We start from the raw sequence: 25,698 nt of genomic DNA, 5'->3' as shown, positions 1-25,698 counted from the left end.
TAACAAGAAAGCTGAATATGGGAGCAGGAAAGCAGGTGCTCACCCTGACCGGAGGCTGGGCTAGGGCAATGTCAATCACCCTGGGTGGGGTAACCCTAGCCATGTCGGGAAACTGTGTTTTGGCCGACAATGCCTTGGCCGACATTGTTCCAGATGGGACATTGGGTTCAGAGGCTTCTGTGCTGATACCTAATACCACCGTCCGAGGAGAAATAGCCGATAAGATCGAAGGTGGCGCAACACGAGGGGCTAACCTATTTCACAGTTTCCAAGAATTTAATGTCGGGGAACTGCAACGGGTTTATTTTGCTAATCCCTCTGGAATCGAGAATATTCTAACCAGGGTAACCGGGGGGAATCTATCCAATATTCTAGGGACTTTGGGAGTAGATGGATCAGCAAATCTGTTTTTGCTCAATCCCAATGGCATTGTGTTTGGCTCCCAGGCCAGATTAGATGTAGCTGGTTCGTTTTTTGCCTCTACTGCTAATAGCTTGGTATTTGGTGATGGGGTGGAGTTTAGTGCGACATCGCCAGAAGCACCGCCACTGTTAACCATTAATATTACTCCAGGATTGCAGTATGGCAAAGATGACCCCAGGACAACAATTACAAATGCTGGGAATTTAACAGTAGGACAAGATTTAACTCTAGCCGCAGGTAATCTGGATTTACAGGGTCAACTGGATGCTGGTAACAATTTGACTCTGTTAGCAGAAGATACGGTCAGCATTAGGGATAGTATAGCGCAACCCTTTATTGCCAATGCCGGTGGTTTGTTCATAATCCAGGGAAATCAGTCAATTACTATTGCAGCAAAAAACCATTCCGATAGCGGTTTATTGGCTGGGTTAGATTTACAGTTGCGTTCGCATAATCCGATAGCAGGGGATACTAACTATACCGTTGGCGGAAATATCAGCATCGAGCAGTTAGATGGGTTACCAGGGAATTTCATCAGTCCCCATGATCCCATTATTCTGGCCAATGGGGATGTCAGTTTAGGAAACTATACCGGAGCATCACTGCATATTTTGGCAGGAGGGAGTGTTACCGTTGGAGACATCGAAATTAACTCTACCGATACTGGAGATAATGCGATTAGCCCTGATAACTCCAATCCGTTCTTGGCTAGTCTGGCCAATGTGACCTTGTCGGACGAAGCGAGAACGTCTGTAGTTATTGATGGCAGTAACCAACCTACTTTAGATATCCGTGCTGGCATAGATTGGACATTACTCGGCGGTTTTCCAGGAAATACCGATAGTGGCAACCTTGCGCCTAACTTTGGCACTGCTGCTACTAGTGCGGATATCGAAATTGGTGAGATTGAGATTAATGCTCCCAATGGACTAGTATTGTTAACCAATCAGTATCAAGCTAACCCATCCTTAGTGAGCGAAACCCTAAAAATTAGTTCGCTTCTGACTGGTGACGGTACGGATAAAAATAACTTCAATACCTTGAAGAGCCAGACATTTTCAGGGAATGGTGGCTCGGTCTTTATTGATTATCGCGGCGGGATTGACATAAGCGTTCGCATTGATGCCTCTTCCGCGTCTGGGCAAGCAGGGGATATTACGTTGATTACAAATGGTCAACTATCCCTTGACGGAAGTTTCATTCTTAGCAAAACCTTTGGCACCGAAAACGGTAGAGATATCAAGATCGATACTGGTTCCCTGTTTGCTACTGACGGTGCTCAGATCGAAACCAGTACCTTTGGTAAAAAAGCAGGTGAAAAAGCAAATTCCGGGAAAATTACCATTGTTGCTGATGATACAGTCACCTTTGAAGGCTTTAAAGGTAAATCTGAAGAGAAACCGGAGACAGTAGAGAATCGCACTGGTATTATCAATATTATCAGAGCAGGTGCGGAAGGTAACAGTGGTAACATTTCCATTACCACAGGTTCTTTAATTCTCAAGGGTGGCGCTCAAATCCAAGTCAGAGTTGGAGATCGACAGGCCAATAACCAATCCTTTGAAAAATCCTTTGGTGACTCGGGAGATATTGAAATTTTTGCCCGTGATCAAGTGTTCTTTGGTACCGAGAACGATCAATTTGGTGGTGCCGTCACTAGTGTCGAGGATGGAGGTGTCGGTAATGCTGGCGACATCAGCATCGAGGCAAGGTCGGTTTCGTTAACTGTTGGTTCGCTGCAATCCAACACCCAAGGGAAAGGGAATGCGGGTAAGGTAGAGATTATTGCTACAGAAACAGTAACCTTCGACAAAGGACCTAATTCTATCCTAAGTAGGGTTAATGAAGGCGGCAAGGGCAATGGTGGCGAGGTTTCTATAAAAACTGGTTCACTTTTTCTTACCAATGGTTCTGGCATTATTTCTCGGACAGAAGGGGAAGGAGATGGGGGTAAGGTAACAATTGAGGCACGGGATCAGGTGATCATCGAGGGGGTAAGGATTAAAAAAGATCCTGTTTGCAATGATCCTATATGTCCCAGTGGTGTATTCAGTAGTGTGTCATCAAAAGCGATGGGAAATGGTGGAGATATAAATATCTCAACTAATCAGCTCATACTGCGAGATCGCGGCAAGATTTCTGCTGAGGCTTTTGAGAATGAGAATTCCCTGCCATTCAATGGTGGCAACATCGATATTGAGACCGAATTTCTGATTGCCTTTCCCCCAACTCCTCCTGATGGTAGCGATATCCTTACCAAAGCTCCAACCGGACAAGGGGGTGATATAATCATCGATGCCTTCAGCATTTTTGGTGATATTGAAGAGCGCCAAGCCATCCCAGGCAATCGCACCAATGATATAGATGCCACTGGTATCATAAACGGTAATGTGACTGCTCTGTAAAACTGATACAAAACGACATAAAGCGTCGTAATGAAGTTCACTTCCTGCTTCCTCCAGATAGCTGGGTTGCGTAAGGTGTCGGCACTACTTACTAACACAGGCGATCACCGAGAAGCCCTCGGCTAAGCGTTCTAAATTGAGACTTGCGTTGAGATCACGATCAGCGATGTAATCGCAAGCCTCACAGTCAAAAACTCGTTCTTTGAGTGGCATTTGTTGAACATGGCCACAGCTTGAACAGGTTTTAGTTGATGGATAGAACCTATCTGCAAACACTAATTCTGAACTGTACCACTCGGATTTATATTCGAGTTGACGACGAATCTCATAGAATGCAGAATCAGCGATTGCACCCGCCAGCTTGTGGTTTTTCAACAGGCCGGAAACCTTCAAATCTTCTAACCCAATGACTGCGTGGTTCTTGCCTAGCCAGGAGGTTAGTTTATGGATTGCATCTTTCCGGATGTTAGCGACCCTTTGATGAGCTTTTGCTAGCTTCAGTTGAGTTTTATATCTGTTTTTAGAACCGATCTTTCTTCTAGATAATTCTCGTTGAAGTCGAGCTAATTTTTTCTTAGCTTTTTTATAAGCTCTTGGGTTTTCAAAAACCGTTCCATCTGAACAAGTGGCAAGAACTTTAACCCCAACATCAACACCCAGATATTCTCTAGATTTTACGGTTTGTTCAGGTTCAAACTCGTAGGCTACAGACAGATACCAAGAAGAAGCAGCTACTCGAGTGATTGTGACTCTCTTAGTCTGGATTTCCGGTAAAGGTTCGTATGTACTGACCCATCCAATAAAGGGAAGTTTTAATCGAGTTCCTGAAAACTCCATTATCCGGCCGCAGTTATCAAGAGTAAAGCTATCATTTCTACCTTTTTTCTTGAACTTAGGGTGTTGAGACGTACCTTGAAAAAATCGTTTGAACGCTTCCCCTAAGTACATAAAGGCGAATTGATAAACCCTTGAACTTAGAGTAGATTGCCACGGATATTGAGGCTTAACATGATTGGTGTAGAATTTTTTGAGCTTGTTAGTCGAAAGTTTTATGCCCTCTTTATCAGCCTCGTTCCAAATCCGGAGCGCCCAATTCCAAATCCATCTTGAATAACCGGCGTGTTGAGCCATCAAGGTTTTCTGTTTGTTATTCAATTTTAACTTGGTTTTGAAGGCTCTGAGCATAATTCCGGACAATTCTTGTCTCCGTTGTCGAGATGGTGTTTTAATCCCTTGGATAATTCCTGGCTTTTCCGATCTAGCTAAAGTCCTGACGTTAACCCCTAGCAACTTAGCGGCTTCAAAGGGGTTTAATGTACTTGCTCAGCTGAGTGACCTTGACAACCCACTTATACTAGCGTGTTGTACCGTAAAATGCCAACTAAGTTTTTGCTGTTCTATAAAACGTGAACATCGCGGACAAAAACGTCACAACGACGCCTGTTTACTTCCTGTTTCAACTAGGACTGTCGGCAGCACCCTATCCACAGGCTTCAAATCGGCTGGAACCCAACCTAATATTGAATTTGAGGTGACAACTTTGTGGCTTATCTCCGTTATTTTCGGGAGATTTAAAACTGATGGCTTTACTCAGTTACCTTTTCACAGGCTACCCACTCTTGTAGAAGATTATCTGGATGTCAAGCCTAATACTGTTATTGCTTGGTTATGGCATAGGCGCATTGTACCACATTCCCAGAGGAGTTTTGTTGAAAACATGCGTAAAGTTACGCAAAGTAACCCTAATCATGTACTAGATTGCTACTCTCAACACCAGCAATGACTTCCTGGAGCGCGAGCCAAACAGCTTACCCACGGAACCGGGCAAGCCTCAATTTGACCAGCGCTGTCAACCGGGTAATAGCTCTGCCAGTAGGTTGATCAATACTGGACGTGGAGGATTACCCCCTCGCCCAGGTGAAATTAGCAGCAATACCATTTGGGAAGATATACGCCGTCCCACTCCCCGTGGACGGTATCGCTCCCGTACAGCATTCGCAAAGCCCCCCGTTAAGCCCCCCACTACCCCTAAGCCAAAACGGATTATAGAAGCTCAAGGCTTGATGATTGATGCTGATGGCAATATCTTTCTGACTGCTAATCCAACTACTGTGACACCAGATGGGTCTTGGCGGCTGTCTGGAAAGTGTGGGCAGAGGTAGTGTGGGGACATGTAGTGTGGGGAGTGTGGGGAGTGTGGGGAGTGTGGGGAGTGTGGGGAGTGTGGGAAGATGGGGAGATGGGGAGATGGGGAGATGGGGAGAATTGAGGTAAATTTTAAATTCAATGTTCACAACTCCGACTCCCGACTCCCGATTCCCGATTCCCGATTCCCGACTCCCGATTCCCGATTCCCGATTCCCTACTCCCTACTCCCTACTCCCTACTCCCTACTCCCTACTCCCGATTCCCTAATAATAATAAGGATTTTCCGGTTCAGGAATTTTCTTAATCCCAGTTGCTTCAATCACCAGCTGGCGTTTGTCATCTAGGGTTTCAGTAATCATCTGACCTTCAACCTCGATCCAGGTATCGGAGGGATAATCATTACGGTTTTCAGTAAGTTTTACTGGTAAACCTAAAGGATAAGCATCAGCAGCACAACAGGTAATCACAAACCGGGAAATTAAGATATGGTCTGGAGGGAGATTAGGATGAATCACTACAAAACCATCCACTTTTACCTTTTGACCGGTATAGGCATCTGGTTCAGGATAAACATTCAAAAGCTTGATCCATTCAATTAGGCTGCGCTTTTCAGGATTGCTAGCACTGCGGAAGGATTGCGGTTGCGATCGCGTTATGGTGGCGGAGTCGGCAATACCCCGGTGTAGTGCGGTTTGGCTAGTAAATGCCTTGGGTGTCACGATTAAACCAACCATTGCCGTAGCGATTAGGAAGCCACTACTCCAACTAGGGGGAAATAAAGTTGTATGTTGAACAGCTGGCCTAGTTACTCCCTTACCTAATCGGTGTTGACGCTCTAATTTCAGCAGTTGGGATAACCTCAATCCTGATATTAACAATAAAATTACACCAGTGATAACTACCAAGCTAAAGTAATTGGGATGAATTAATAAACTTAACTCACCAGTTAGCCAGGATTTCAACAATAAAACTCCCCATAACGCTAAAGCAATTACTTCTAAAAGAGGAATTGACCAGTTTCTTCTGTAAGAACTTTTTCTGGACAAACGTCCTGAATGGTTAGATGGATTCATCATTAACAAGTCAATGGATTGTAGGAATATTTAAAATTTAATCTAGGGAGTCGGGAGTCGGGAGTCGGGAGCAGGGAGCAGGGAGCAGGGAGCAGGGAGCAGGGAGTATTGCTAAGACTGTGGGGATAGGGGAGAGACATTTTAGTAAACGTTTATTACTGGATTCAACACGTCTGTTCAAATTTATCCTTACCCTTAATCCTTAATAAGTCATTATTAAGGATTAACATTTTATAATCAAAAAATAGGGGGTTTATTCCTGTTCCCTATTCCCTGTTCCCTATTCCCTACTCCCGACTCCCGATTCCCTACTCCCTACTCCCTACTCCCTACTCCCTACTCCCTACTCCCTACTCCCTAACTAACATACAAATTAAGAAACAAAGTCAATAAAAATGTTAATTGCCCTGCTATTAGAAATAGGTAAATGATTGACTTGGTTTTAAATACAGATAACAGTAAACCGATGGCTTTGATGTCAATCATTGGTCCGAAGATTAGAAATGCTAACAAGGAGCCACTAGTGAAGGTTGAGGCAAAGGCGAGGGCAAAAAATGCATCGACAGTGGAACAGATGGATACTACAGCGGCCAATAGCATCATGGCCAAAATAGACATCACTGGTCCTTGACCTAGGCTGATGATAATGTCACGGGGGATAACGACTTGAATGATGGCTGCGATCGCACTACCTAAAACTAGGATTGAGCCTAGCTCCCGAAACTCTTGTATAGCATTTTCGACAAAGAGCTGTAGTCGGTCAGGCAAGGGTTTGCTTTGTATGTCCTGGCTAGGGGGTGTGTTTAAGACATTAGCGTCTAAGGGCAAGGGTGTACCAGATTGACCGAGTAAATATGAGCCTGATTGTAGTAATGCTGGCTTATCCTCAGCAAATTTCCTTGGTCTAGAGCGAAACACTGCTCGTTGCAGTAGGGGGCCTAAGTCTTTCTGAGTACTGAAGACACAGCCGATAAAGATGGAAATACCTAAGGAAAATAAAATTCGCAATATCCAGATTTCCGGCTGGTCTCGAAAGGCTACCCAAGTTGACCAAATTACTACAGGATTGATGGTTGGGGCTGCGAGCAAAAACCCAATTGCTACTGGTGCTGGTGCTCCCTGGCTCAGCAGCCGCCTAGCTACTGGTACATTACCACACTCACACACTGGGAACAAAAAGCCGACACAACTACCAAATACTGCTCCTAGAAAGGGGTGGCGAGGCATACTAGCAATCAGCTTGCGCTCATCCACAAAAAACAGCAGTAAGCTGGAGAGAATCACCCCCAGTAGCAAAAAAGGTGTTGCTTCAACCAACAAACTCAAGAATAGGGTGAAGGCGTTGTTGAGCTGATTCATGCATTTTCTTATTTATGCTTGAGCAACGTGTTAAGCAAGAAAAAAATCAAAGGTCAAAGGTCAAACACTAGTCTAGGGCAAGGCTTTTGGCTACCAGTGATAGGCAAATTTAATAGGGAATACCTTACCTGATACCAGATGATTCTTTTCTTTTCTAGCATAGAGGCTAGCTGTTTCCCCGTAGGGTGGCGCTTAGCTACACTTCATGAGAGGGTTGGGAATAGGTGACAGTGTTACTATCCTTGTTACTATCCTGATCAAAGGGTAAGCCAATGTCTGACCTAAGCAAAATAGTATACCCGACTCTCGACCTATTCCTCTACGATCTACGGGAAGGTCTAGGGCAAGACCCGGAAATTATTGATCACAACCGTGAACGATTCTGGCAAAGAATCTATGGTCATCCCGAGGGTGATGAATCAGACCGGATCCTAGAGCCAACGTTACTGGCTAAGCTAAAACAGGCAGAACGCTCAGAATCTAGGTTGGTGGAACTATTGGGTGCTGATGTGGTCAAGCATTTCGAGCGTCCTTTGGAAGGCTACTACTACCCTATCCAAATTGGTAACACTTACGCCCTTCAGGTGAACTGTTCCGGAGTCTATGCTGATGGTATCAGACAATCAAACCATTCCCCCCAACCCATTACAAATATTAAGAACATCCAAGGGGAAATTCTTGCCCACATCAATCACCAACCTGGAGCAATTGGTCAAACTTGGATCATGTGGGGTCAACTGTGTGACCGTGATCAAGACCCTACACAAATTGCCCTAGAATGCTACAAGCAACTGGTGTCTAAACCCGACTGGTCAAGAGACTTTCAAGCCCAAGGTAAAGTGCTAGGGGGTACTTTATTTGAATTTTGGCGTCCTCCCGCCGATTGGTCAGAGCCAGAAGCTATCAAAGACAACCATCATCTGTTAATCTGGTTGTTTCCCAAAAAGCCATCGCTTGATTCTATCATCGACACCATTACTGGCATTTATATAGATTTAATTTACCTATTGTATTATCGTAACAAAATTCTTTGGGCTTATGGTGAAATTAACACACCACTAGCAGAACTTAAAGCTGATCTAGTCTCAGTTAAAACTACTATTGCTCAGATTAGTATGTTACCCAAAAATACAGTAAAGTTACGGGAAATTCTCAGCAATAACCTCAACCTATTGTCTCGTTATGCTACTAATTTAGGTAGTCTTGATTCCCAAACCCAAACCATTAAAACCAATATCGAAGATTACCAACAACGATTGACTAAATTAAAACAGGTTGATCAACGGGGTGATTGGCACATTCTGGGAGAATTTAAGGATTTAGCAGCTAGCCAATATCTGCAACAAGTGGAGATGGAGCATGGGAGATTTAAGTCTGGTTTAACCTTACTAGAAAATCTGATTCGGACAGTAGATGGTATGACCCAAACTTACCAAACCCAGAGCAATCGCAGCCTACACCAAAGCATTGCTCTGGCTGGTGTGGGAGTAGCAACCAGTAGCATTACCGCTACTGTCCTAGTTAAACAACAACCCCCTGATAACAATACTATCTTTATAGTAACACCAGCTTTTGCCTGGAGTATTCTGACTGGTGCGATCGCTACTTTGGTAATGTGGATAATTTTAAGGTTATTTGGTCGTTGAGGGAGTAGGAGTAGGGAGTAGGGAGTCGGGAGTCGGGAGTCGGGAGTAGGGAGTAGGGAGTAGGGAGTAGGGAGTAGGGGTAATAAGATTAATTGAATGTACTTCGTCAGCTTGTTATTTATTAATAAAAACTGGTTAATTATGACTAATTTAATGTTAATAAAAACTGGTTAATTTGAAATTAAATGCCTTTGATAAGACGTGTTTAATCCAGCAACATAGGGTTTCTCATAGTAATGAGGTACACAAACTTCTTGCCCTATTCCCTATTCCCTATTCCCTGTTCCCTATTCCCTACTCCCTACTCCCTACTCCCTGCTCCCTTTCCTATATGTACTTAAAAAAATCCCAAACTGTTTTATTATTGCTGCTGTGGATTACGATTGGGGCTTTGCTGCGCTTTGCTGGTCTAGGGGTTTTACCTCCTTGGACTGATGAATGTGCCACAACAGTATTTAGCTTGGGCAACAGTTTTTACTCTTTACCTCTGAATCAGTTTATGGGAGTAGAAACTCTATTAAGCCCACTGAAACCGTCTCCTGATGCTGGCATTAGTGATGTTATTCATTATTTATTAACGGAAAGTACCCATCCCCCAGTTTATTTTGCTCTGACTCATCTGTGGCTAAAACTATTCCGATTAGAGGATGGTATGGTTTCTATTTGGGCAGTGCGATCGCTTTCTGCCTTATTGGGAGTAATCTCGATTCCTGCTATCTTTTGCCTAGGTCGGCTGGCCTTTCGCTCACTATTGGTAGGTCACATAGCAGCAGCAATGATGGCTGTCTCTCCTTTCGGGATTTTCCTCGCTCAACAGGCTCGTCATTATACTCTTGCTATTTTGCTAGTGATGGCATCTCTCGGTTGCTTGGTGAAAGCGGTAGAGTTAATCCACCGTGGTGAAGGGTTGCCCAGTTGGCTAGGGTTAGGGTGGGTGGGAGTGAATAGTCTGGGGATTGCTACCCATTATTTCTTTATCCTGACTTTAGGTGCGGAAGCGATCGCATTATTGGGACAAGCTTGGCGACAAACTCAGCAAGACCGACTAGCTTTAATAAAACCTTACTGGTGGCGGATTTATGGAGTAGCTATGGGTTCCTTAGCAGGATGTTTAGTGTGGATACCGGCCTTACAAGCTATTCATGATAGTCCCCCTACCCAATGGATTTATAGCCAAAATGCGATCGCACGATGGATTGAACCCATAGGACGATTCCTACTATGGCTGTTCAGTATGGTTTTCCTGTTACCTTCTTCTTTCTATGACCTATCCCTAGGAATTGTGATTGTTTCCGGTATAGTTACTTTAATCCTAGTGGTTTGGATAGTATCCCGTCTCCGCTATGGACTGAAATTGCAGCAACTCGATCACCATAACCGTTTCGCTATCACAATCCTAAAGGAGTATGTCTTAGCAGCAATTGGGTTATGTTTAGTCTTGACTTGGGGTTTCGGTATAGATTTAAGCACAGCCCCTCGTTTTCACTTCGTGTATTTTCCAGCAGTGATGCTGTTGGTGGCAGCAAGCTTAGCTGGTTGTTGGAATAAAATTGATCATTCCGCAGTTTTCAAGGGATCCCCCCTAACCCCCCTTAATAAGGGGGGAAAAGAGCAGGGAATAGGGAACAGGGAACAGGGAACAGGGAGCAGGGACCCTCTTGATCAGGGGGGGAAAGAATACCGAAGTCTTAATCAGGAGCGGACAGAGCTGGGATCCCCCCTAACCCCCCTTAATAAGGGGGGGAAAGAGCAGGGAGCAGGGACTTCGGAGCAGGGAAATGGAACAAAATCCTATCAAACTCCCACACTCCCCACACTCCCCACACTTCCCACACTTCCCACACTCCCGTTCTTGTTTACAACTATCAGATGCAGCGGCAAAAGGATAGTGGTAGCGGTATGGTTGATTGGGCTGTTGGGTGGATTAGTGACAGTCTCGAATCTTGGTTATCTTCAAAACGAACGCCCGGATCTATTAGTGTCTATTATTAACGAAGCAAGTGAAGCACCGGTTCTTGATGCAGTCGCTCATGGGGAGGGGCTGTGTGCGGAACTTGCTTCCGCACCTTGTAAGCCCCGTGGAAACCAACGGCAGTCGCTCATGGGGGGAACCCCCAAGACCGCGCTGCCTCCCCAAGACCGCGCTGCATCGCTTGCGATCGCAACCACCTACAAACACCATGGACAGACAGGGCGCATGATGGGATTAGCTTGGGGATTGAAAGGTATGGCTGTTGCTAATGGTTCTAATCCTAATTCCAGGGATTTTCCCCAATTTTTCTTAGTAGGTCGTGACCGGAATAATTTTAGTTACGAAGATGCTGTCCAACAATTACAACAACAATTAAAGGAATTGCCACGACCACTAGATTTATGGTTAGTCAATTTCCGTACCAAAATTGACCTAGATTCTCAGCAATGTTTTCGAGAAAAGCGCTCTCGAAAGTGGGCTGGTCAATATAGTTATAAGCTTTATCGATGTGTTAAGAAGTAAGCAGTCAGCCGTCAGCGGTCAGTGGTCAGCTTTGTGGCACAGGCTTCCAGCCTGTGACTTCACTCAGATCAAAAAAATGGTTACCTGTTGTCTTGATGCAAAGCGCGAGTGGGGGAAACCACGGCAGTCGCTCATGGGGGAGACCACGGCAGTCGCTCATGGGGGAAACCCCCAAGACCGCGCTGCCTCCCCAAGACCGCGCTGCCTCCCCAAGACCACGCTGCATCGCTTATTAATAAACTGATAGCTGATAGCTGATAGCTGATAGCTGATAGTTGATAGCTGATAGCTGATAGCTGATAGCTGACCGCTTAAGTAAAACAATCAAAACTACTGAAACTCCTATGGATAAAGATACTAAATTTGCTTTACTAGTAATTGCTATTCCCCTGTGTGGGTTAATTTATTGTGGCTCAGCAATAGCAGTGATGGTTTACAGCGAATATGTAAGAGAACATCCCCTGACATTTGGTACCCTTTTTTTACTAATTCCCTTCGCGACCGGAGCATTTACTTGGTTGAGAGCTTCTGCTAAAGCTTATCAAGTCAAGGGAATAGGGAACAGGGAACAGGGAACAGGGAGTAGGGAGTAGGGAGTAGGGAGTAGGGAGTAGGGAAATGGCATCAACAATTCTCACAATTCCTAAACTGATTGCTATACCCTACTGAAAGACTAAGGGCGAACAAAATTCAACCTTAATAACCTTAAACATCCTAATCTTAAACCTTCAACATCCTAACCTTAAACCTTCAACATCCTAACCTTCAACCTTCAACCTCATAACCTTCAACCTTCAACATCCTAACCTTAAACCTTCAACATCCTAACCTTCAACCTTCAAACTCATAACCTTCAACCTCATAACCTTCAACTTCCCAAAAAAAATAGCCGCAGAAATCTTTTCCACGGCTAGAGGTTTTGATGATGACTACAATTTTTAAACCAAACCTAAACACAATCCCATGTGATGAGACCTGATGTTCTGGCCAGGGGGGTTACCCCCCCTAATTTACTTTAATCGATAATCAGGTATTTGGTCATCATGGTGATGAATTCCCCTGGGATGCCAGTGGGCTGAAGGGGGCTCCACTCCGAGATTTCCGCGTAACGCAGTGCATAAAGGGTATGCATGCTTTTGATTATTGCCTTACGTGACCCTTTCAAAATGTGCTTAACTGGGTATTTTTTTGGAGAAGGTTCCTGAGGAGTATTAGCGGGAGTAATCTCTTCAGGATTGTTGTTTTCGTTTGGGATAAACTCTTCAGTCATTGTCAAAACCTTTGTTTGATTTTTATAATATAATTATAACGATTATAAATAATGGTGTCAAGGGGTTTTAGAATTTTTTTTTGAGGAGGTATTGAAAGAAAATGAAATTAAGAATTAAGAATTAAGAATTAAGAATTAAGAATTAAGAATTAAGAATTTAGAATCGGGAATCGGGAATCGGGAATCGGGAATCGGGAATCGGGAATCGGGAACAGAGGGTAAATTTTGAAATGCGATCGCGTAGCGTCTCTTTCAGTGGCTCGGGTAGTTGCGTAGGGTGCGTTAGGGGCGGACTTGCCCTAATTTTTTGCTCAAGGGCCAGCCTTGGGATAGTCCGCCCCGTAACGCACCACCGGGTCAAACAGTAAAAGTAAGATGCATCCAGAAAAAATATTACCGTTCCCGTGGCGTATCTTTGAAAGAATCGCGTTTTTTTTATGAGTAATTTTATCGAGATACATGGAAACAATAAATCGTACAAAATGGGAAATATATCCGAAAATAAATTATACTAATCATCAATAAATGGTCATAATTTTTGTTCCCTACTCCCTACTCCCTACTCCCTACTCCCTACTCCCTACTCCCTACTCCCTACTCCCTACTCCCTATATTTCTCTGTGTTAAACTAAATCGAGATTGGGTTTTAAGCATCTACTAGTTAATACTATATAATTAACTGGAGGCTAATCCTTGAGTAAATTAACCGGCTTGATAAAAATCTCAAGCCACCAGGACTCATTTGCCAAGGCAGATGTGGTGTTTGTTCACGGGCTGGGAGGGAATGGGATAAGCACGTGGCATCCTAAGGAAAAACGGGATGATTATGACTTCTGGCCACTTTGGTTAGGAAACGATCAGCTAGGTCTTAATATCTGGTCTTTTGGGTATGACGCTGAAGGGACAAACTGGAAAAGCAACAGCAGTATGCCCCTTTTCGATCAAGCCAGTAATTTATTAGATTGGTTAAATATCCACGATCTTGGCAAGCGTCCATTAGTATTTATTACTCACAGTATGGGCGGGCTTTTAGTCAAAAAAATGCTTAGCAGTGCGTTGACCTTTCAAAAGCAAGCTATTCTTGAACAGACTAAAGGGATTGTATTTCTGGGTACTCCCCACACTGGTGCTAATCTAGCTAATTTAATTGATAATATTAGCGTTCTGGCACGAACCACCGTAAGTGTGGAGGAACTAAAAGCTCATTCCCCTCAGTTACGGGAATTAAATGAGTGGTATCGAGAAAAAGTTCGGAGTTTAGGAATTGCTACAAAGGTCTATTATGAAACCCAGCCTTTCAAAGGAATTTTAGTGGTAGACCCAGATAGTGCTAACCCAGGCATTGAAAAAGTGAAGCCGGTTGCTATAGCAAAGAACCATATTGACCTATGCAAACCAGAGTCTCAAAACAGTCAGGTCTATCTTGGTGTCAGGAAATTTATTGACGAATGCCTCAAACCGATTCCAAGCGGAGGATCAACAACATTAAAGCCGTTTCGCTTTGAAGTAGTAACAGTTAACAAAAAAGGACTAATCATCAATCGAGAATCCCAGCAAGCGGATTATTTCACTAAAGATCTGGGGGATGGAGTAGACCTAGAAATGGTGTATATCCCAAAAGGAAGGTTCTTAATGGGTTCCTCGAAAAGCGAGAGCTGGAGTGATTATAGGGAAAGACCTGTACACCAAGTAAGCATTCAACCCTTTTTCCTGGGGAAATATCAGGTAACCCAGGCGCAATGGAGAGCTGTGGTTAACAACCTCCCAAAAGTTAACCGGGACTTAGATCCAGACCCCTCTGAGTTTAAAGGAGATAATCGACCAGTAGAGCAAGTAAACTGGTTCGATGCAGTGGAATTTTGCGATCGCCTCTCTGAATATACAGGAACGGAATACAGATTACCCAGTGAAGCGGAATGGGAATACGCCTGTAGAGCAAGAACTACCACACCATTCCATTATGGAGAGACCATAACCAGTAAATTAGCTAATTATAATGCTTCCGATACTTATGCAGAGGAAACAAAAGGGGAATATCGAAAAGAAACCACCCCAGTAGGAAGTTTTCCTCCCAACAGCTTTGGCTTATACGATATGCACGGCAATGTTTGGGAGTGGTGTGGGGATGATTACCATGATCATTACAAAGGAGCCCCTACAGATGGGAGTGTCTGGAGTAAATATTTTAATCCTTTTTATCATTATAGTATGCGGGGCGGCTCGTGGAACACCATTCCTGGGGAGTGCCGTTCTGCCTTCCGCTTCTACTACTCTAATGTTAATGTGTTTAATATTAATGTGAGCATTTTCACGGTAGTCAAGGTCGGTTTTCGTGTGGCTCGGGTAGTTGCGTAGGGTGCGTTAGGGGCGGACTTGCCCTAATTGTTTGCTCAAGGGCCAGCCTTGGGATAGTCCGCCCCGTAACGCACCACCGGGTCAAACAGTAAAAGTAAGATGCATCCAGAAAAAATATTACCGTTCGCGTAGCGTATCTTTGAAAGAATCGCATTTTTTTTTGAGTAGTTTTATCGAGAGATACTGAAACAATAAATCGTACAAAATGGGAAATATATCCGAAAATAAATTATACTAATCGTAAATGAATTGTGATAATTTTCATTACCTGTTCCCTGTTCCCTGTTCCCTGTTCCCTGTTCCCTACTCCCGATATTTTCCTGTGTTAAACTATATATAGATTGGGTTTAAAGCATCTACTGGTTAATGCTATATAATTAACTGGAGGCTAATCCTTGAGTAAATTAACCGGCTTGATAAAAATCTCAAGCCACCAGGACTCATTACCCAGTGCGGATGTGGTGTTTGTTCACGGGCTGGGAGGGAATGCGATCAGCACGTGGCATCCCGAGGGAAAACAGGATGATGATCACTTCTGGCCAGTGTGGTTAGGAAACGATCAGCTAGGTCTTAACATCTGGTCTTTTGGGTATAACGCTGAAGGGAAAAACTGGAAAAGCAACAGCAGTATGCCCCTTTTCGATCAAGCCAGTAATTTATTAGATTGGTTAGATATCCACGATATTGGCAAGCGTCCATTAGTATTTATTGCTCACAGTATGGGCGGGCTTTTAGTCAAGAAAATGCTTAACAGTGCGTTGACCTTTCAAAAGCAAGCTATTCTTGAGAAGACTACAGGGATTGTATTTCTGGGTACTCCCCACACTGGTGCTAATCTAGCTAATTTAATTGATAATATTAGCGTTTTGTCACGAACCACCGTAACTGTGGAGGAACTAAAAGCTCATCACCCTCAGTTACGGGAATTAAATGAGTGGTATCGAGAAAATGTTCGGAGTTTAGGAATTGCTACAAAGGTCTATTATGAAACCCAGCCTTTCAAAGGAATTTTAGTGGTAGACCCAGATAGTGCCAACCCAGGCATTGAAAAAGTGAAGCCGGTTGCCATAGCAAAGAACCATATTGACCTATGCAAACCAGAGTCTCAAAACAGTCAGGTCTATCTTGGTGTCAAGAAATTTATCAAAGAATGCCTCAACACTCCTGTACGCCTAAAGGATGACAGCAAGGGAACAGTTTATGTTGACGAGATTCGTATTCATGAGCATTAGCTGAAGTCGTCCGACCGGGAACGGACAAAGTTAAATCCCCCCACTAACATTACTAATCGTGGCACTCCCCACTTTGTGGGAAGACAAGATCAACTTGAACAGCTCCATCGGGAACTTCAACAGACTGATAAACTAGCAATTTGTGCCATTGCCGGAATGGGCGGTGTGGGCAAAACCGAGTTAGCTCTACAATATGCTCTGAAATATCAGGATAAGTATTCTGGGGGTTTGTGCTGGTTATCGGTGCGCGGTGCAGATCTTGGGACTCAACTTGTTAGGTTTGGGCGTACGGAATTAGGATTAACGATTCCAGATGAACTAGAGTTCAACGACCAGGTAAGATACTGCTGGAGAAATTGGCCAGAAGGAACAGTATTAATCGTGCTGGATGATGTCCCTTCTTTCGGCAAGGACTATAAACAGAGAATTAAACCCTACTTACCGCCAGCTCAATCCCGCTTCAAGGTACTGATTACTAGTCGTCAGCACCCAGGGGCTTCTTACCAACGAATTGACTTGGATGTATTATCTCCAGAAGCAGCATTGGAATTATTGCGTAGCCTTGTTGCTAAAGAGCGCATTGATAACGAACTAAACGAAGCAGAAGCCCTATGTGAATGGTTGGGTTATTTGCCCTTGGGTTTGGAGTTAGTCGGACGATATTTAGATATACATCCGAATTTAACTATTGCTAACGTTCAGAAACGTTTAGAGAAAAAGAAATTAGCAGCTAAGGCATTACTTGACCCCACAGAGCAAGGAGAGATGACAGCCCAGTTGGGAGTAGCAGCAGCATTTGAATTATCGTGGCAGGAGTTGCCACTAGAAGCCCAGCAGTTGGGATGTCGTTTGAGTCTGTTTGCTCAAGCTCCTTTTGATTGGTTCCTGGTAGAGTCTTGTGTTATCGAAACTGAAGATGAAGATGACTGGGAAGAAGAACAAGAAGAATTAGAAGAATTACGCGATCGCTTTCTGGTCAATCGTAATCTTTTAAAACTGACTGAACATAAAACCTATCAACTCCATCAACTGATGCGAGAATTCTTGCTTACCAAGCTGGCTCAATTACCAGAGGCCGATAGCTACAAGAGAAGCTTTTGTCGAACAATGGTAGCTGTAGCAGAAAAAATTCCAAAAATTCCTTATACACCAACTAAAGAAATTATTGCAGTAGTTAGCCCCCTCATCCGTCATTTAGCCGAAACTGCTACCGTTCTAACTGACTGGATCAGGGATGAAGATATAATAAAGCCCTTTGCTAGCTTAGGGAAATTATATCACGGTCAAGGTATCTATGACCAGGCTGAACTGTGGTATCAGCAATGTTTAAAGATAACTAGAAGCCGCTTGGGTCACCACCATCCCCATGTGGCCGAAAGTCTCAACAACCTGGCTGGACTTTACGATGATCAGGGGCTGTATTATCAAGCCGAACCCCTCTATAAACGGGCATTGGATATGATAAAGCGGCTGCTGGGTGAAGACCATCCCGATGTGGCCGAAAGTCTCAACAACCTGGCATTACTCTACCATGCTCAGGGGCGGTATGATGAGGCTTTGGAGCTGTTGAAGAAGCAGCTGGGTGAAGACCATCCCGATGTGGCCGAAAGTCTCAACAACCTGGCATTACTCTACCATGCTCAGGGGCGGTATGATCAAGCCGAAACCCTCTATCACAAGGCATTGGAGATCACAAAGCAGCAGCTGGGTCACCACCATCCCCATGTGGCCAAAACTCTCAACAACCTGGCTGGACTTTACGATGATCAGGGGCGGTATCTTCAAGCCGAACTCCTGTATCAACAGGCTTTGAAGATAGGAAAGCAGCTGCTGGTGCTGTGTGAAAACCATCCCGATGTCGCCGACAGTCTCAACAATCTGGCTGCACTGTACTATGCTCAGGGGCGGTATGATGAGGCCGAACCCCTCTCTAAACAGGCATTGGAAATGAGAAAACAGCGGCTGGGTCACCACCATCCCGATGTAGCCCAAAGTTTCAACAATCTGGCTGCACTGTACTATGCTCAGGGGCGGTATCTTCAAGCCGAACCCCTCCATCAACAGGCTTTGGAGATGAGAAAGCAGCTGCTGGGTGAAGACCATCCTGATATAGCCCAAAGTCTCAACAACCTGGCAACACTCTACCAAGCTCAGGGGCGTTATGATCAGGCCGAACCCCTCTATCAAGAGGCTTTGGAGATTGCAGAACGAACGTTAGGGTCAAATCATCCTAACACTGTAACCTTTCGTAATAATCTGGAGAGTTTGCGCGATTTCCTCAATAATCCCTAATTTTTGAGGGATTTACTTAATAATTTGGTAATTTTACACGATTTTTTGATCACTGATCACCAGCGATTCAGTAATAACTGCTGATCAGTGATCAAAACGAATTGTAATTGACAGGATGCGATTGACCATAGGTCACGCTACGCGAACGCATTCTAAACCCAACAGCCAACAACTAAACAATAGCTCTGTTTAGCAAATTCCTATCAAAAGCGCTATACTATAGGTTTAGTCATACTAACCACACCTATCAGACTGCTCACCCCCCATTCTCCCTAACTTAACAATATTATTCGGTCAACACTTCTCATTTTTCAGTAAAGTGTAAGTATATAGACCCCAAAAGCAATTAGTGAAATTACTAGAACCATGAGTTTATCCCTAAAGCAGCTAACCGTTTATCTGACATTGCTGGGCTTGGGCGGAGGTGCAGGGGTTTTGGGTAGTCGCTATCTCATGGCAGAGCAAGAGGTAATCAGACGCCCACAAATCGTTCCAGCAGTATTACAACCATTCACGCCACAACGATCAACGGTTGCACCCCAGAAAAACCTGAATTTCATTGCTAAAGCTGTAGAAAAAGTAGGTCCGGCAGTAGTGAGAATCGATGCCGCCCGTCAGGTATCACGGGATATCCCACAACCCTTCCAAAATCCCTTCTTTAGGCGCTTTTTTGGGGATGACCTGCCCATGCCACAACCGCGCATCGAGCAAGGCACCGGCTCAGGGTTTATCCTCAGCTCCGATGGACGCTTGATTACCAATGCCCACGTTGTAGAAGGCACAGAGGAAGTTAAAGTCACCCTAAAAGACGGTCGCAGCTTTGACGGTCAAGTAGTAGGCACTGACCCAGTCACCGATGTAGCCGTAGTCAAAATTGAAGCAACAGACTTGCCCACAGTCAACTTGGGTAAGGCGGAGAATTTGACTCCAGGAGAATGGGCGATCGCTATTGGTAATCCCCTCGGTTTAGATAATACTGTAACGGTTGGTATCATCAGTGCCTTAGGGCGCTCCAGTTCCCAGGTCGGGGTTCCTGAAAAACGGGTCAGCTTTATCCAAACTGATGCCGCCATTAACCCTGGTAATTCTGGTGGTCCGTTGTTGAATGCCATTGGTGAAGTGGTTGGGATTAACACCGCTATTCGAGCCAATGCCCAAGGCTTAGGGTTTGCGATCCCCGTGGAAACTGCGGAACGGATTGCTAATCAACTATTTTCTAAAGGTAAAGTTGAGCATCCTTACCTAGGCATTCAGATGGTGACCTTGACCCCAGACTTGAGAGAAAAAATTAATCTCGACGAAAACTTTGACATTAAAGTCAACCAAGATGATGGGGTTTTAATCGTCCGGGTGGTGCCAGGCTCCCCCGCCCAGAGAGCTGGTTTCAAATCAGGAGATATCATTAAAACCGTTGCGTCGAAACCAGTTAAAAATGCCACTGAGGTTCAGCAGGGTGTAGAAGCCTCAGAGGTTGGTGCCCAGTTAGAGGTGGAAGTGCTTCGTAACGGTAAGACTAAATTAATCACCGTGCGACCAGGGGCTTTTCCAATGGATAATTGATCATAATAGAGGGAGTAGGGAGTAGGGAGTAGGGAGTAGGGAGTAGGGAGTAGGGAGTAGGGAGTAGGGAGTAGGGAGTAGGGAGTAGGGAGTAGGGAGTAGGGAATCGGGAATCGGGAATCGGGAATCGGGAGTCGGGAGTCGGGAGTGTGGGAAATAAGGTGATAATTGGAATAAATCTGATAAGTGTGATATAATATTAAGCCATGCATAGTTGAATGAATTGATTGTGAGTAGGTGGGCAGTAGCTAGCTACAGGATTATCAAGCTGAGTTAATGTGCCCACCCTACATCTAGATCCCTGTTCCCTGTTCCCTGTTCCCTGTTCCCTGCTCCCGACTCCCGACTCCCGACTCCCGACTCCCTAATTCCTCTGCTCGTAAAAAATCAACAAACTGTCGTGCTGTTCTACCAGAGAAACCATTGGCTCGGATTGCCCACTGTAAGGCACGAGGTCTGATCTCACTAGGCTCAAGGGGGATTTGGGCTAGGGTAGCTAGATGTTGGACAATCTTCAAGTAGGTTTTCTGGTCAGCTTTCTCAAAGGTTAGGGTTAAGCCAAAGCGATCGCTAAAGGAGAGTTTCTCGTGAACCGTATCCCAACCATGGACTTCTTCATTGCTAGGACGAGGACGGTCTTCAAAGAATTCTCGAATCAAGTGTCGTCGATTAGAGGTGGCGTAGACCACAACATTAGCAGGTCGTGCCGTTAAATTCCCTTCCAAGATTACCTTTAAGGCTTTGTAGGAATCATTATCCTCTTCAAAGGATAAATCATCGATAAAGATAATAAATTTTTGAGGCTGGTCTTGCAATTGCTCTGTAATCACCGGTAAATCGATCATCTCTGATTTCGGGACTTCAATAATTCGCAATCCCCGCTCACCGTATTCATTTAATAAAGCCTTGACCAAAGAAGACTTACCTGAACCGCGACTACCGTAAAGTAATACATTCAGGGCTCGGTAGCCTTTCAGCAGAAACTCTGTATTCTTGAGCAATTGCGTCCGCGCCAATTCATAGCCCACCAGCTCACTGAGTCTAATCGGATCTGGATTGGCAATACCAAGCAACTGACCCGATTGCCAACGAAACCCCTGATAGTCAGCAAAAATTCCAGTACCAAATTCTCGATAGTATGCCGCGATCGCCTCCAAGCCATCAGCCCAATTGTCTAAATTGTTTAGTTTAGCTTGCAGCTCCCCTTGCCATCGACTACGTTTATCACTCTGGTCAGCTCCCGACCTGGATTGACTTGACTCACAATTCCAAGGCACCAGTTCAACTGGTAAAACAGATGCTCTTTTGACCCACTTACAAAGTTGTTTACTGCTGCAATTATAGATATTTTGTAAAGCTTGTAAGTCATGACGAGCTGCCTCTACCAATGCTGGGGGTAATGTTTCTAATTCAGAACCTTGAACTTGCCTGGTAAAGGAATTATCAGCCCTCAGGATTTTCCTAAACAGATAATCTTGCCAACTTTCGTTTTTGTTAGCTAACCCTTGAAACCAGTCACCATAAGCCTTTAAACAACTGATGTCATCCACATCACTGTTCACCATAGCTTCTAATAGTTTCAAAAAAGCTAAACCTACTCCTTCACTCAATACTGATTGATAAACTAGCAAAGATGCAGCTTGGTAGCGGAGGTATTGAATTGAATCAATCGTTTGTTTATCCACAATAGCGTTTTCAGTTGGGTAAGGTTTTTAGGGAGCAGGGAGTAGGGAGTAGGGAGTAGGGAGTAGGGAGTAGGGAATCGGGAATTCATAAGAGGCAAGAGGCAAGAGGCAAGAGGCAAGAGGCAAGAGGCAAGAGGCAAAAGTTTGTTTAAGTTGGATTTTTTATGTATGGTTTAACAATGTCACATATAAACTACTTTAAAGATTTACTAATTTTATTTTGCCAAAAGTACTGATAACCCTATTTTTTAAAAATTATACTAAGTGACGAATATTCCCTCTAGCCCTTTGCCTTTTGCCTAGACTTTAGCTACTAATTTATCATATAGCAATCCGTGTAATAATTGTGATAATTTTTTTTACCTATTCCCTATTCCCTGTTCCCTATTCCCTATTCCCTGTTCCCTAAAATCTAACAAACAAAAGGTTGATGAGTAATCAAATTATCATCAACCTTGATCAGACTTTGGACAGGGATAGGCTAAGCTTTAGGATTATCTGCCATTAGCTATTAGCCATTTAAGTATTCAGCTATTAGCTATTAGCTATCAGCTATCAGCTATTAGCTATCAGCTATCAGCTATCAGCTATCAGCTATCAGCTATCAGCTATCAGCTATCAGTTTTTACCTATCAGCTTTTAGCTATCAGCTTTTAGCTTATGGGCTACGCGCACGCTACGGGAACAGTTTATGGGCTACGCGCACGCTACGGGAACAGCTAAAGACCAACGGCTGACCGCTGACCGCTGACCGCTGACCGCTGACCGCTGACCGCTGACCGCTGACCACTGACCGCTGACCGCTGACTGCTGAATGCTTACCCAAATCCCTACTTGCTTTCAGAAAACTCAGCGTCGATGACATCATCACCACCAGAGCTACCAGAAGCACCAGCATCAGAGCCTGGTGTGCCAGCATCGGTAGCCTGAGCAGCCCCCTCAGCTTGTTGATAGAGGTTAGCACTAACACTGTAGAGAGCTTGTTGTAACTCAGGGGTTAGAGTCTTGATTTTCTCATCATCCTCTTCGCCAATTGCCTCTCGCAGGTCCTTGATCAAACCTTCGATCTTCTCCTTATCAGCTGCTGGCAATTTATCATCCAGTTCTTTAATCTGTTTCTCGGCCTGGTAGGTAAGAGAATCAGCTTGGTTCTTACGGTCAATCTTCTCACGACGGTCTTTGTCAGCCTCTGCATTAGCTTCAGCATCCTTCACCATCCGGTCTACTTCCTGATCAGATAGGGTAGACGCACCAGTAATGTTGATCGACTGTTCCTTACCAGTGCCCTTGTCCTTAGCGGTAACATTCAGGATACCGTTGGCATCAATATCAAAGGTTACCTCAATCTGAGGCACGCCACGGGGTGCAGGGGGAATACCATCCAATCTGAAAGTTCCCAGACTCTTGTTGTCAGAGGACATTTCCCGCTCACCCTGCAGAACATGGATTTCTACGTTGGTCTGACCATCCACAGCAGTAGAAAAGGTTTCTGACTTCTTGGTGGGGACAGTGGTGTTGCGGGGAATCAGTTTGGTCATCACGCCACCGAGAGTTTCCACACCCAAGGACAAGGGGGTGACATCCAACAGTAGGATATCCTTGACTTCACCAGCCAATACACCACCTTGGATAGCAGCACCTACCGCTACCACTTCATCTGGGTTAACGGTTTGGTTAGGGTCTTTGCCAAGTACCTTCTTGACCACCTGTTGCACTGCAGGGATCCGAGTAGAACCACCAACCAAGACCACCTCATCAATGGCACTCTTGTCGAGTTTGGCATCCTTGATGGCATTCTCTACCGGAATGCGGCAACGGTCGATTAAGTCAGAGCAAATATCTTCAAACTGACCCCTAGTCAAGGTCATATCCAGGTGCTTAGGCCCTTCTTGGGTAGCCGTGATGAAAGGCAAGTTAATGTCAGCTTGCATAACGCTAGACAACTCAATCTTGGCTTTCTCTGCGGCTTCAGTTAGACGTTGTAGAGCTTGCTTGTCCTTACGTAGGTCAATCCCTTCTGTCTTTTGGAACTCTGCCGCTAGGTGATCAACAATTTTCTTATCAAAGTCATCACCACCGAGGTGAGTGTCACCAGAGGTAGCTAACACTTCAAACACCCCGTCACCTACTTCTAGAATAGAGACGTCAAAGGTACCACCACCCAAGTCAAACACCAGGATAGTTTCATTGCTCTTCTTGTCTAAACCATAAGCCAGAGAGGCTGCGGTGGGTTCGTTGATAATCCGCAGCACTTCAACCCCAGCAATCTTACCCGCTGCCTTAGTAGCTTGACGCTGGGAGTCATTGAAGTAAGCTGGCACAGTAATTACGGCTTGGGTAACTGTTTCCCCAAGATACTTGCTAGCATCATCAACCAGCTTGCGCAGCACCTGAGCTGATATCTCTTCTGGCGCAAATTGCTTTCCTTGAGCTGGGCAATCTAGCTTGACATTATCACCAACCTTGAGAGTTTTGTAAGATACTTCGGTAGCCTCGTTGGTGACTTCACTGTATCTACGTCCAATGAAGCGTTTGACTGAATAGAATGTGTTTTCGGGGTTCATCACCGCCTGACGCTTAGCGATTTGACCCACTAAGCGATCGCCATTTTTGGCATAAGCTACGACTGAAGGGGTTGTCCGAAAACCTTCTGCATTAGCAATAACCGTGGGTTTACCACCTTCCATTACTGCTACACAGGAGTTTGTTGTACCTAAGTCAATTCCAACAACTTTTGCCATAAGAGTGTTCCGGGTGCCTATAACTACAAATACTGGTAGGGTAGGAGAGGATTGCGGTGCGACCCGTGATGGCGAGGGATTGCTCGCCATCACGGAAAGCGTACCGGGAGAGAATTATCCGTCAGATTGGTTCAAGGAATAACCGTTGCGAGTTTTTATACCATCGGTTGGATTACCATTATTTATACTGAACTTTATTTGCCAGTCTAATGAAGGGTGGTTTCCCGAACCTAAGATGGGACGGTTCTCTATTGAATAACCGATTATCTACTGATTGTCTCGGTCAAGGGGCAGCAGGAAAGAAAAAACTTATGGGTAATCAGCGCCATTTTCGATTAGGTGTGATAGTCGGAACATAGGGAAGATCACCGAAGTTGGGGAAGAATCCACCCAGAGTTCTGATTTCCGTCACGTTTGAATTAGGACTGCTATGGTCAAAACCCATGTATGTTTTTTTCCTGACCCCTTTTTGTTGCCTTGCCTGTGTCTAATTTACGAAAATTAACTGCTGTTGGGATTGGTGTGAACCGTAAAAAATCAGTTGTGTTTGCCGTCTTGAGAGTAGTTCAGGAAACTGCTTAGGCGTCGGGAATAGGGAGTCGGGAGTCGGGAATAGGGAATAGGGAATAGGGAATAGGGAATAGGGAATAGGGAATAGGGAGTCGGGAGTCGGGAATAGGGAGTCGGGAGTCGGGAATAGGGAGGTGATCCCAGGTGTGGGGAGATGGGGAGTCATAATTAAGAACTGCTATAAGTATGATCAGCTAAGTATGATCAGCGCTATATCTGTGTTCTGTCATTCTCGGAGATTGCGATCGCTAAACGTAAGCATTCAGCGGTCAGCAGTCAGCGGTCAGCTGACGTAACAGAGATTAAACCAATGCTTACCTGTTTTATTCAAAAGCACCTCAAGTAGCGTGGGCGTAGGTCATCAGCTGAATGCTGATAGCTGAATGCTGATAGCTAAACTTATTACGGAACTGCTCCAGGCTGAAAGCCCCGTGTTTTCAAACCG

At 44.7% G+C, this 25,698-nt stretch carries 24 protein-coding genes; 11 read left to right on the top strand and 13 right to left on the bottom strand.

Translation table 11 applies throughout. From position 1 onward, the window contains the following. Window positions 1–17 precede the first annotated feature (17 nt). Window positions 18–2,828, top strand: a complete 2,811-nt coding sequence (locus F6J90_RS30315) for a filamentous hemagglutinin N-terminal domain-containing protein (protein ID WP_293102339.1) — start codon at window positions 18–20, stop codon at window positions 2,826–2,828. An 84-nt stretch (window positions 2,829–2,912) separates the two neighbouring features. Here the strand turns inward: F6J90_RS30315 and F6J90_RS30310 are convergent, their stop codons facing one another. Then, window positions 2,913–4,016, bottom strand: a complete 1,104-nt coding sequence (locus F6J90_RS30310; protein ID WP_293094868.1) for an RNA-guided endonuclease TnpB family protein — start codon at window positions 4,014–4,016, stop codon at window positions 2,913–2,915. A 689-nt stretch (window positions 4,017–4,705) separates the two neighbouring features. Between F6J90_RS30310 and F6J90_RS30305 the strand changes: the two genes are divergently transcribed. Both F6J90_RS30305 and F6J90_RS30300 read left to right on the top strand, forming a co-directional pair. After that, window positions 4,706–4,990 carry a hypothetical protein gene (locus F6J90_RS30305; RefSeq protein ID WP_293102336.1) on the top strand — a complete coding sequence of 95 codons (285 nt, stop codon included), beginning with the start codon at window positions 4,706–4,708 and terminating at the stop codon, window positions 4,988–4,990. 124 nt (window positions 4,991–5,114) lie between these two features. Then, a complete protein-coding gene (locus tag F6J90_RS30300) occupies window positions 5,115–5,243 on the top strand; it encodes a hypothetical protein (RefSeq protein ID WP_293102333.1) in 129 nt (42 codons plus the stop codon). Here F6J90_RS30300 and F6J90_RS30295 read toward each other — a convergent pair. The 3 genes from F6J90_RS30295 to F6J90_RS30285 form a co-directional block, all read right to left on the bottom strand. Continuing rightward, window positions 5,240–6,052, bottom strand: coding sequence for a TIGR03943 family protein (locus tag F6J90_RS30295; RefSeq protein WP_366513918.1), 813 nt, complete (start codon window positions 6,050–6,052; stop codon window positions 5,240–5,242). The genes F6J90_RS30300 and F6J90_RS30295 overlap by 4 nt on opposite strands. A 34-nt stretch (window positions 6,053–6,086) precedes the next feature. Further along, window positions 6,087–6,230, bottom strand: a complete 144-nt coding sequence (locus tag F6J90_RS30290) for a hypothetical protein (RefSeq protein WP_293102330.1) — start codon at window positions 6,228–6,230, stop codon at window positions 6,087–6,089. 176 nt (window positions 6,231–6,406) lie between these two features. Further along, window positions 6,407–7,408 carry a permease gene (locus tag F6J90_RS30285; RefSeq protein WP_293102327.1) on the bottom strand — a complete coding sequence of 334 codons (1,002 nt, stop codon included), beginning with the start codon at window positions 7,406–7,408 and terminating at the stop codon, window positions 6,407–6,409. Between the two features lie 272 nt (window positions 7,409–7,680). Here F6J90_RS30285 and F6J90_RS30280 point away from each other — a divergent pair, with 272 nt between their 5' ends. The 3 genes from F6J90_RS30280 (at window position 7,681) to F6J90_RS30270 (ending at window position 11,806) form a co-directional block, all read left to right on the top strand. After that, window positions 7,681–9,054 (top strand): hypothetical protein, encoded by a 1,374-nt coding sequence (locus F6J90_RS30280; RefSeq protein ID WP_293102324.1) that lies wholly within the window; start codon window positions 7,681–7,683, stop codon window positions 9,052–9,054. A 175-nt stretch (window positions 9,055–9,229) separates the two neighbouring features. Next, window positions 9,230–11,548 carry a glycosyltransferase family 39 protein gene (locus F6J90_RS30275; RefSeq protein ID WP_293102321.1) on the top strand — a complete coding sequence of 773 codons (2,319 nt, stop codon included), beginning with the start codon at window positions 9,230–9,232 and terminating at the stop codon, window positions 11,546–11,548. 108 nt (window positions 11,549–11,656) lie between these two features. After that, window positions 11,657–11,806: a hypothetical protein gene (locus tag F6J90_RS30270; protein ID WP_293102318.1), complete on the top strand. Its 150-nt coding sequence runs from the start codon at window positions 11,657–11,659 to the stop codon at window positions 11,804–11,806. A 227-nt stretch (window positions 11,807–12,033) separates the two neighbouring features. Here the strand turns inward: F6J90_RS30270 and F6J90_RS30265 are convergent, their stop codons facing one another. The 3 genes from F6J90_RS30265 to F6J90_RS30255 form a co-directional block, all read right to left on the bottom strand. Beyond that, a complete protein-coding gene (locus F6J90_RS30265) occupies window positions 12,034–12,186 on the bottom strand; it encodes a hypothetical protein (protein WP_293102316.1) in 153 nt (50 codons plus the stop codon). A gap of 377 nt (window positions 12,187–12,563) precedes the next feature. Then, window positions 12,564–12,818, bottom strand: a complete 255-nt coding sequence (locus F6J90_RS30260; RefSeq protein WP_293102314.1) for a hypothetical protein — start codon at window positions 12,816–12,818, stop codon at window positions 12,564–12,566. Between the two features lie 157 nt (window positions 12,819–12,975). Then, window positions 12,976–13,179 carry a hypothetical protein gene (locus tag F6J90_RS30255; RefSeq protein WP_293102312.1) on the bottom strand — a complete coding sequence of 68 codons (204 nt, stop codon included), beginning with the start codon at window positions 13,177–13,179 and terminating at the stop codon, window positions 12,976–12,978. A gap of 332 nt (window positions 13,180–13,511) precedes the next feature. Between F6J90_RS30255 and F6J90_RS30250 the strand changes: the two genes are divergently transcribed. The 4 genes from F6J90_RS30250 to F6J90_RS30235 all read left to right on the top strand — a co-directional run bounded on the left by F6J90_RS30250 (window position 13,512) and on the right by F6J90_RS30235 (window position 20,257). Beyond that, window positions 13,512–15,173, top strand: a complete 1,662-nt coding sequence (locus tag F6J90_RS30250) for an SUMF1/EgtB/PvdO family nonheme iron enzyme (RefSeq protein WP_293102309.1) — start codon at window positions 13,512–13,514, stop codon at window positions 15,171–15,173. A gap of 395 nt (window positions 15,174–15,568) precedes the next feature. Further along, window positions 15,569–16,405, top strand: a complete 837-nt coding sequence (locus F6J90_RS30245; protein ID WP_293102307.1) for a hypothetical protein — start codon at window positions 15,569–15,571, stop codon at window positions 16,403–16,405. A 75-nt stretch (window positions 16,406–16,480) separates the two neighbouring features. Continuing rightward, window positions 16,481–18,697, top strand: coding sequence for a tetratricopeptide repeat protein (locus tag F6J90_RS30240; protein WP_293102305.1), 2,217 nt, complete (start codon window positions 16,481–16,483; stop codon window positions 18,695–18,697). 366 nt (window positions 18,698–19,063) lie between these two features. Further along, the gene (locus tag F6J90_RS30235; RefSeq protein WP_293102302.1) at window positions 19,064–20,257 is read left to right on the top strand and encodes an HhoA/HhoB/HtrA family serine endopeptidase; all 1,194 of its coding nucleotides are present in this window, start codon (window positions 19,064–19,066) and stop codon (window positions 20,255–20,257) included. On the opposite strand, the gene F6J90_RS30230 is transcribed toward F6J90_RS30235, so the two are convergent. The 5 genes from F6J90_RS30230 to dnaK all read right to left on the bottom strand — a co-directional run bounded on the left by F6J90_RS30230 (window position 20,143) and on the right by dnaK (window position 24,683). Continuing rightward, on the bottom strand, window positions 20,143–20,469 hold the full coding sequence (locus F6J90_RS30230; RefSeq protein WP_293102300.1) for a hypothetical protein: 327 nt from the start codon (window positions 20,467–20,469) through the stop codon (window positions 20,143–20,145). The two genes, F6J90_RS30235 and F6J90_RS30230, sit on opposite strands and share 115 nt — an antisense overlap. A gap of 81 nt (window positions 20,470–20,550) precedes the next feature. Continuing rightward, entirely contained in the window at window positions 20,551–21,942 is a 1,392-nt protein-coding gene (locus F6J90_RS30225; RefSeq protein ID WP_293102297.1) for an ATP-binding protein, read from the bottom strand. After that, complete coding sequence (locus tag F6J90_RS30220) at window positions 21,882–22,082, bottom strand: hypothetical protein (RefSeq protein WP_293102294.1); 201 nt, start codon at window positions 22,080–22,082, stop codon at window positions 21,882–21,884. The genes F6J90_RS30225 and F6J90_RS30220 overlap by 61 nt, the downstream gene beginning before the upstream one ends. A 536-nt stretch (window positions 22,083–22,618) precedes the next feature. Further along, window positions 22,619–22,768, bottom strand: coding sequence for a hypothetical protein (locus F6J90_RS30215; protein WP_293102291.1), 150 nt, complete (start codon window positions 22,766–22,768; stop codon window positions 22,619–22,621). 4 nt (window positions 22,769–22,772) lie between these two features. Further along, window positions 22,773–24,683, bottom strand: a complete 1,911-nt coding sequence (gene dnaK / locus F6J90_RS30210) for a molecular chaperone DnaK (RefSeq protein WP_293102288.1) — start codon at window positions 24,681–24,683, stop codon at window positions 22,773–22,775. A 13-nt stretch (window positions 24,684–24,696) separates the two neighbouring features. Between dnaK and F6J90_RS30205 the strand changes: the two genes are divergently transcribed. After that, entirely contained in the window at window positions 24,697–24,825 is a 129-nt protein-coding gene (locus tag F6J90_RS30205; protein ID WP_293102285.1) for a hypothetical protein, read from the top strand. Between the two features lie 345 nt (window positions 24,826–25,170). On the opposite strand, the gene F6J90_RS30200 is transcribed toward F6J90_RS30205, so the two are convergent. After that, window positions 25,171–25,419: a hypothetical protein gene (locus F6J90_RS30200; RefSeq protein ID WP_293102282.1), complete on the bottom strand. Its 249-nt coding sequence runs from the start codon at window positions 25,417–25,419 to the stop codon at window positions 25,171–25,173. Between the last annotated feature and the right edge of the window lie 279 nt (window positions 25,420–25,698).

Source organism: Moorena sp. SIOASIH (genome assembly GCF_010671925.1).
In the GTDB taxonomy this organism is placed as follows: domain Bacteria; phylum Cyanobacteriota; class Cyanobacteriia; order Cyanobacteriales; family Coleofasciculaceae; genus Moorena.
Note: the sequence above shows the minus strand (reverse complement) of the source record. Positions and strands in the feature narration are given on the sequence as shown.

Bases quoted from the DNA above. Each gene is read 5' to 3' on its own strand.
- F6J90_RS30315 (WP_293102339.1), top strand. From the start codon at position 18: ATGGGAGCAGGAAAGCAGGTGCTCACCCTGACCGGAGGCTGGGCTAGG.
- F6J90_RS30300 (WP_293102333.1), top strand. From the start codon at position 5,115: ATGTTCACAACTCCGACTCCCGACTCCCGATTCCCGATTCCCGATTCC.
- F6J90_RS30295 (WP_366513918.1), bottom strand. From the start codon at position 6,052: ATGATGAATCCATCTAACCATTCAGGACGTTTGTCCAGAAAAAGTTCT.
- F6J90_RS30285 (WP_293102327.1), bottom strand. From the start codon at position 7,408: ATGAATCAGCTCAACAACGCCTTCACCCTATTCTTGAGTTTGTTGGTT.
- F6J90_RS30280 (WP_293102324.1), top strand. From the start codon at position 7,681: ATGTCTGACCTAAGCAAAATAGTATACCCGACTCTCGACCTATTCCTC.
- F6J90_RS30260 (WP_293102314.1), bottom strand. From the start codon at position 12,818: ATGACTGAAGAGTTTATCCCAAACGAAAACAACAATCCTGAAGAGATT.
- F6J90_RS30235 (WP_293102302.1), top strand. From the start codon at position 19,064: ATGAGTTTATCCCTAAAGCAGCTAACCGTTTATCTGACATTGCTGGGC.
- F6J90_RS30230 (WP_293102300.1), bottom strand. From the start codon at position 20,469: ATGCATGGCTTAATATTATATCACACTTATCAGATTTATTCCAATTAT.
- dnaK (WP_293102288.1), bottom strand. From the start codon at position 24,683: ATGGCAAAAGTTGTTGGAATTGACTTAGGTACAACAAACTCCTGTGTA.
- F6J90_RS30200 (WP_293102282.1), bottom strand. From the start codon at position 25,419: ATGACTCCCCATCTCCCCACACCTGGGATCACCTCCCTATTCCCGACT.